Annotated in this window: 7 protein-coding genes and 2 riboswitches; of the genes, 4 read left to right on the forward strand and 3 right to left on the reverse strand. The window is 60.2% G+C overall.

Annotation, left to right across the window (positions count from 1 at the left end):
* Positions 1–254: 254 nt before the first annotated feature.
* Positions 255–476: a hypothetical protein gene (locus ACFMO5_RS10235; protein ID WP_376792650.1), complete on the reverse strand. Its 222-nt coding sequence runs from the start codon at positions 474–476 to the stop codon at positions 255–257.
* A 628-nt stretch (positions 477–1104) separates the two neighbouring features.
* Here ACFMO5_RS10235 and ACFMO5_RS10240 point away from each other — a divergent pair.
* From ACFMO5_RS10240 to ACFMO5_RS10255, 4 genes are all read left to right on the forward strand, one after another.
* The gene (locus tag ACFMO5_RS10240; protein WP_376792651.1) at positions 1105–1614 is read left to right on the forward strand and encodes a ClbS/DfsB family four-helix bundle protein; all 510 of its coding nucleotides are present in this window, start codon (positions 1105–1107) and stop codon (positions 1612–1614) included.
* A 123-nt stretch (positions 1615–1737) separates the two neighbouring features.
* Positions 1738–2106, forward strand: coding sequence for a flavin reductase family protein (locus ACFMO5_RS10245; RefSeq protein WP_376792652.1), 369 nt, complete (start codon positions 1738–1740; stop codon positions 2104–2106).
* On the forward strand, positions 2069–2575 hold the full coding sequence (locus tag ACFMO5_RS10250; protein WP_376792653.1) for a DinB family protein: 507 nt from the start codon (positions 2069–2071) through the stop codon (positions 2573–2575). The genes ACFMO5_RS10245 and ACFMO5_RS10250 overlap by 38 nt, the downstream gene beginning before the upstream one ends.
* A gap of 126 nt (positions 2576–2701) precedes the next feature.
* Positions 2702–3241, forward strand: coding sequence for a DJ-1/PfpI family protein (locus ACFMO5_RS10255; RefSeq protein ID WP_376792654.1), 540 nt, complete (start codon positions 2702–2704; stop codon positions 3239–3241).
* A 732-nt stretch (positions 3242–3973) separates the two neighbouring features.
* Here the strand turns inward: ACFMO5_RS10255 and ACFMO5_RS10260 are convergent.
* A complete protein-coding gene (locus tag ACFMO5_RS10260) occupies positions 3974–5203 on the reverse strand; it encodes a trans-sulfuration enzyme family protein (RefSeq protein ID WP_376792655.1) in 1230 nt (409 codons plus the stop codon).
* Positions 5204–5342: 139 nt separating this feature from the next.
* Positions 5343–5488: riboswitch (SAM riboswitch) on the reverse strand.
* Positions 5489–5703: 215 nt separating this feature from the next.
* A complete protein-coding gene (locus tag ACFMO5_RS10265; protein ID WP_376792656.1) occupies positions 5704–5934 on the reverse strand; it encodes a DUF433 domain-containing protein in 231 nt (76 codons plus the stop codon).
* 158 nt (positions 5935–6092) lie between these two features.
* Positions 6093–6237: riboswitch (SAM riboswitch) on the reverse strand.
* Between the last annotated feature and the right edge of the window lie 328 nt (positions 6238–6565).

Below are 6565 nucleotides of genomic sequence, written 5' to 3' on the forward strand. Positions count from 1 at the left end.
CTTTGGCGCCGATTGATGAATAAATTAGTCCGGACATTCCACGCTGATGCCGTGGGGAAGCGGATCGCCCCACCTTCCTTGATCCCCCTCCCCACGGCCCTTTGGGCCGTGGGGAGGGGGGATCAAGGAAGGTGGGGCGATCCGCTTCCCCACGGCATCAGCGTGGAATGTCCGGACTAATTTATTCATCAATCGGCGCCAAAGGGCAGCGCCCGGAGCGGAACCGTTACGCCCCGCGGTTCGCAACCGAGCAACTATTCCTCAAAAGGATCCCACGCGGGGTTCGTGTAAGCCCACCGGCAGTGGATATGGTCGTTGGCGTTGCAGATCAGATCGTGGGAACAGCGGCGGGCGATCACCCGGTAGGCCATATCCGAAATGTGGTCGCTTCGGGGGTAGATCCGCTGCTCGAACAATCCCACTTCCTGCCGCAGGATCGGGCAGTAGCGGGTTTCCACCAGATACCAGAGCGCCATGGGAACCCCCAAAAAGGATCTGCATCCCCATCTTAAATGAGGTGGGGGATGTGGGGGAGTGAGGTTCATCACCTGAAGGGCAAGACACAGTTCCGGTCTCGAACGGAAGAGCGCGCTTGGAAGGCGACCCGCCCCGTGCGGCGAAGTCGCCTGGGGAGGGGAAAATTCGCTTTTTCGGGGGGTGCGGGCTGCCGAAGACGGCCCACATCCCACAAGTGACGACTTGCTTTCACCGCATCCGACCAAATTGGGACACACCCGTGGCGGCATTCACCTTGACCGCAAGGCTGATTAGGGCTACAAATGAGGTGGCTCTTAAACAAAAAAGCCTTCGGCAGTGTGGGGACATCGACCGGGGGGCGGATCCCCACGCCGGCGCCCGGCGGCGCGGAGATCACCTTGAGCGTACTTCCAAGCGCGGCTCCCGCCCGGTCCCGGCGGAGCCGCGTTTGTTTTTCCTTTTTACTTGCCGCTCTCTATGAGGGAGAAAAATGGGCTCATCCCTTGACCCCGTTACAACAATGCGCCGCCCGATCAACGCTTCCAGTCAACCGCCCCGCTCATGGCGGCTGAACCGCAGGCCATTGGGCGGCCCAGTACGCGACAAGCGCCGCTTGGGAGCATCGGTATGAACCAGAAGGAATTCCTCGCCATCCTCAAAGCCGAGCGCGCGGAATTTGAAAAACTTTTAGCCGCTGTCGGGATCGATCGCATGGAGATCCCTGGGGTGTCGGGTTTCTATTCGATGAAGGATATCCTGGCTCATTTCGAGGCGTACGAACGCGCGCTCGTGATCTGGCTCAAAGAGGCTCGGGCGGGGCGGGTTTATGTGGATGACGTGCTGGACCAGCCCGATGTGAACGCGAGGAACGCTATAGTCTACGAGGCCAACAAAGACCGAGACGTGGTGGAGGTCATCGAAACCTTCCGTCGGACGTGGGAGGACCTGGAAGCATGCGTGGCGGATCTGACCGACGAGGAGTTAACGGACGCTGAGCGGACGGCTTGGTTTGTGGTGCCTCGTTGGCAACGCAAGCAGGAGTTGTGGCGGTGCATTGCGAACGACTCGTACGAACACCACCAGCAGCACATCCCGGACATTGAGCGCTGGCTCGCCGAGCACAGTTCGATGGGCTAAAGCGCTTCTTTCCCCGGCGAGGAGGCTAGTAACTACAGGCCGCCCGACCTGTGGGTGGAGCCGACAGCGCCTTCGGCGCTGCGGCTCCATCGCGAGCCGTTAGGTATCAACGGAGGAGGGCAGATGCCAAAGGTGGCGTTCGATCCGGAGAAGCACACGTGGCGTCCATCGGTGTTGCCTGGGCCAATCGTGGTGGTTTCGACGGTCGATGAGCGTGGGGAACCCAACCTGGCCCCCAAGAGCTGGATCATGATGGCCGCCTTTGCCGGGCCGGTGATCGCTTTTGGTTGCAACGTCGAGCACATCGCTTACCGGGATATCGCTGCCACCGGGGAGTTCGTCATGAACATCCCTGCCGAACCGCTGGCTGATCCATTGACACCGCAAAGAGGGTCGACCGGAAGTGACCGACTGCGCACAAGCTACTCGTCGTGCATGCAGGAAAGGAGCGACCATGCAGAAGGATGCCATCTTTCTCCTCTACGAGTATAACTATTGGGCAAACAAGCACGTTCTTAATGCCGCGGCAAGGGTTAGCAAAGAGCAATTTGTCGCTCCTGCAACATTGAGCCACGGAAGTCTGCGCAACACGCTTATTCATATCCTTTCGACGGAATGGGTATGGCGGATGCGCTGTCAAGAAGGTGTTTCGCCTTCCGCTCTATTATCCGAGAGGGAGTTACCCACCCTGGAAACATTGCGCAGTCGCTGGCGAGAAGAAGAACAAGCCATGCGTTCCTTCCTTGTAGGCCTTTCCGATGAAGACTTAGCAGGTACTGTGAAGTACACCACGACGCGAGGTGTGCCGTATGAGGATGTTCTCTGGCATTTGTTGGTCCACGTGGTCAATCATGGAACCCAATTTCGGGGCGAAGCTGGTGTCTTGTTAGCGGAGTACGGACATTCTCCTGGCGATCTGGACCTGATCGCCTTCTTGCGGGAGCGGGCAAGGAACACTTAAACACAAGTGGGCTGTACGTCCAACACGCGCTTCTACCTGACGCCGCCCCGCTGCGCTTCGCGGCGCAGGTGAAGCGCCAACTGTTGGGCAGCACACGCTGTCACCCGTGTGGGAGGAGTAACCGGCATGAAAGTTCTCATCATACTCTACGATGGCTTCACCGAATATGAGTATGCCATTCCGGTGATGGCTCTACACTACTACCAGGTCCCATTTGAGGTGGTCGGACTGAATCACACCGAGATTATAGGGGGGACCGGCTTGAGGGCTATCACTACCCGAACTGTGAGTCAAGTTGATGCTGAGCAATATGACGCTCTCTTGCTTCCAGGAATTGACCGAGAAAAGCGCGACCAAGTGCTGCACGATGAAAGCCTTATTTCCTTGATTCAAGAATTCGATCGAGCGAACAAGATCATCGCGGCAGTATGTGCCGCTCCTGTGATCTTGGGGGCAGCAGGTGTCTTGCAAGGAAGACGATTTTGTTCCGATGTTCGAAGCCATCCAGCGTTCGCAGGTGGAATTCGAAGTTCCGAACCCGCCGTAAGGGATGGGCACATTCTAACTGGCTTAGGAGCACGTATATTCCATTTCACGGCGCTGTTGTTGGAAACGTTGATCGGCGATGAGAAAGCAGCGGAATATCGGCGTTGGGCTGGAATATAGTCCATGTAACTCCATTGTGCCGCCCACCCTGCGCGTTGAGCTGACATCACCTGCGGCGCTGCGGCTCCAGCGCACGTCGTTGGCGGACTTCATCCGACACCGGTGCGAGTTATGGGCTTCCGGTGTGAGGTAGCAAAGACCGAGGAACGGCGTAAGCGGTTGGAACAGTACCTGGAAGCGGAGGTATTGTCCCCCGGCGGGGATTTTATCTGCAAGTATTACTCAGTTTGTAAGCAATCCCACAATGGCCCTTTTTACGAAGGGCAGTTACATCACTTGGGTCGCTATTACGATATCATTGAAAACGGTGTTCCGCTCCGAGTTGTTGTAGTAGGTCAGGAACACGGCGGGTCCCGTCCCCGTATTTCCATGGACGAACGATACGACGAAATTATTCGGTGTGGCCTCGACCGACGCTTCAAGAAGACAGATACACACCCTGGGCGTAACCCCCATATGAAAGGCACAACGAGCGTCCTCCGGGTTTTATTCGGGGGTAACTTGGGTACAGACTACGAGTCGGAGTTTCTTCACTTTGAGGATGGAACGTCTTGTCATATTTCCTACGGCCCTAAGAGCCGCGGGAAGGGGGAATGAAAAGGATTTTGGGGGTGAGCCGGACACCTTGGGTGTCCGGCTCACTTTCAAACCCTCAGAAGACCAAGCCCGTGAAGAAGCAGTGATCTTCCGCAACCCCGAAGACCCCTGAGGCTCATCCGCCTCAGCGAGAGACTACCCCGCCCGGGCCAGCGCTTGATCGAGGTCCGCCAGGAGATCCTCGACGTCCTCGATCCCCAAGGAGAGGCGGACCAGGTGATCCGTGATGCCGATGGCGAGGCGATCCTCCGGCTCCATCTCGTAGTAAGACATGAGCGCCGGCTGTTCCACCAGGCTCTCCACCCCGCCCAGGCTGGGGGCGATATACGGGATCTGCAGGGCGTCGATGAAGCGCGAGGTGCCCTCTCGGTCGGCGGCGACCTCGAAGGTGACCACCCCGCCGAAGCCGCGCATCAACCGGCGGGCCACAGGGTGATCGGGATGGGAGGGGAGGCCCGGATACCAAACCCGGTGGATCTTCGGATGGGCGCTGAGGAACTCCGCTACCCGCATGCCGTTTTCGTTCTGTCGTTGCACCCGCAGGGCCAGGGTCTTCAGGCCCCGCAGCACCAAGTAGGCGGCGTGGGGGTCCAGGATGCCGCCGAGCATGGCCTGCATCTCCCGCAAGCCGGCGATCAGATCGGCCGGCCCGGCCACCACCCCGGCCATCACGTCGTTGTGGCCGCACAGATACTTGGTCGCGCTGTGGACCACCAGGTCGACCCCGTAGTCCAAGGGGCGCAGGTTCAGCGGCGTGGCGAACGTGCTGTCCACGACCGTCCGGATGCGATGGCGGCGGGCGATCTCCGCCAGCCGCTCAAGATCGATCACGCGAAGGTAGGGGTTGGTGGGGGTTTCGGTGAAGATCAGGCGGGTGTTGGGGCGGATCGCGGCCTCCAGCGCCTCAAAATCGTTGATCGGCACCACCGTCGCTTCCACCCCGAAGCGGCGGAGGAACTGAAGGATGAACTGGCGGGTGCGGCGGTAGGCGTCCTCGGTGACGATGAGGTGGGCGCCGCTGCGCAGGAAGGCGAGGAGGATGGCGGTGACCGCGGCCATTCCCGTGGAGAAGGCAGCGGCCGCCTCCGCCCCCTCCAGGGCGGCGACCCGAGCCTCCAGGGCGGCCACGGTGGGGTTCCCGTAGCGGCCGTAATCCACCCGGCCACCCGCCTCCCCCCATAATTTCGCCTCCTGGAAGGCGATCAGATCGGCGGTGTTCTGGAAGGCGTAAGTGGCCGTCTGGACGATGGGGGGAACCACCGCGTGGTAAGGGTTGTGGCGCGGTCCGCCCCCGTGGACGGCAAGCGTGGAAGGCCCGCGCGTCTCCGTCCGGGTTGGGCATCCGGTCTCCGTCTGCACGTCCATCGCCGGCACCTCCTTAGCTCTTTTCTGGGATCCAAGCGGCTGACGGCATGTCCTCGTCACCGTTACGGCGGAGCAAGGAGAGGCCTGCAAGGTAAACAAAAAGGCCCCTTCTGGGGAAAGGGGCCTTGGGGTCAGGCCACCCTTATCTCCCAGAAGCGCGGCGAACGCTTCTGCCGGATTTGGCACCTTACCCGCACGGCCGTTCGCCGATCGGCCGCCAGATTTCGGCGGGCAGGTTGCCGGGGCTTCATCGGGCCGGGTCCCTCCGCCCACTCTCGATAAGAGCGGCGCGTCTATTCAGTTGTCTGAAAGAACCTTCCGTCTTCGTAGACGCCCGCGGCGGGGAGGAAGCTGCCCCTCTCACCGATCTCCGCCGCGCGGCTCACCCACCTGCGAGGAGACAGGTGGTCGTCGGATTCGGATATGCTTCTCGTCAGCGATCACTAAACAGCCTCTGAAATTCGTAAGTGTGCGAGCCCCAAACTTGATGCGGATGCCTCTCATCGGAGCGGCGCCAGTTCTTCTTCGCGGACCAAGTCGGCCGCATAAGCGATGGCGGCCTGGACATCCTCAAGCGTTAGGGGCGGATACTCCGCCACGATCTCCTCAGGCGTCAAGCCCTCCGCCAAATTATCCAGGATCACCGAGACCGGGATCCGCGTGCCTCGGACGCATGGCTTCCCGTGGCAGATCTGAGGGTCGACAACGATACGTTCCCGCCAGTCTTTCATTGCGAATCCGCCGCATCTCGGGATGTCCGGGGATTGGCCCGCTGGCGGAAGGCGATCCCCGCGGCCACACGGGTTTCTGGATCACGCAGCCTGGCCCCTCTGGTCTCAAAGTAAATCAAAAGGCCCCTTCTGGGGAAAGGGGCCTTGGGGTCAGGCCACCCTTATCTCCCAGAAGCGCGGCGAACGCTTCTGCCGGATTTGGCACCTTACCCGCGCGGCCGTTCGCCGATCGGCCGCCGATTTCGGCGGGCAGGTTGCCGGGGCTTCATCGGGCCGGGTCCCTCCGCCCACTCTCGATAAGAGCGGCGCGTCTATTCAGTTGTGGCTGGGTCGAGCTTTCGCTGGATCGACTTTTCGCTTCCTGATTTAGCAAAATTATATCGAAAAGCCCATCTCAATGCAAATCCCTGGCCGAACTGAGGTTCGGACATTCGTTGGGGCAAGGGGTTCCTCACCCCTCATCGGTGAAGAAAGGGATGGCCCCTCCCCCAAATTTTTTCTGGGGCTGGGCCGGGGCCGTTTGGAGCCGGGCGCTTATGGAATTTAACAAATGAGCCCAGATATTCCACGCTTATGCCGTGGGGAGGGGGAGATAAAAAAGATATTTTGGGGGCGAGCTGGGCGCCGAAGG

The organism is Thermoflexus sp. (assembly GCF_042408365.1).
Lineage (GTDB): Bacteria > Chloroflexota > Anaerolineae > Thermoflexales > Thermoflexaceae > Thermoflexus.